Origin of the sequence: Kluyvera georgiana ATCC 51603 (assembly GCF_001654985.1) — a bacterium.
Classification (GTDB): Bacteria; Pseudomonadota; Gammaproteobacteria; order Enterobacterales; family Enterobacteriaceae; genus Kluyvera; species Kluyvera georgiana.
Map to the genome: position 1 here is coordinate 1 of NZ_LXEU01000141.1, position 505 is coordinate 505.

The 505-nt window shown below is 53.9% G+C and carries 1 rRNA gene; it reads right to left on the minus strand.

What is annotated here, in order from left to right:
• Positions 1-505, minus strand: a 23S ribosomal RNA gene (locus M989_RS24040); the annotation flags it as partial.

A 505-nucleotide genomic window follows, 5' to 3' on the forward strand; every position in this document is an offset into this window, starting at 1 on the left:
CAAGTTTCGTGCTTAGATGCTTTCAGCACTTATCTTTTCCGCATTTAGCTACCGGGCAATGCCATTGGCATGACAACCCGAACACCAGTGATGCGTCCACTCCGGTCCTCTCGTACTAGGAGCAGCCCCCCTCAATTCTCCAGCGCCCACGGCAGATAGGGACCGAACTGTCTCACGACGTTCTAAACCCAGCTCGCGTACCACTTTAAATGGCGAACAGCCATACCCTTGGGACCTACTTCAGCCCCAGGATGTGATGAGCCGACATCGAGGTGCCAAACACCGCCGTCGATATGAACTCTTGGGCGGTATCAGCCTGTTATCCCCGGAGTACCTTTTATCCGTTGAGCGATGGCCCTTCCATTCAGAACCACCGGATCACTAAGACCTGCTTTCGCACCTGCTCGAGCCGTCACTCTCGCAGTCAAGCTAGCTTATGCCTTTGCACTAACCTCCTGATGTCCGACCAGGATTAGCTAACCTTCGTGCTCCTCCGTTACTCTTT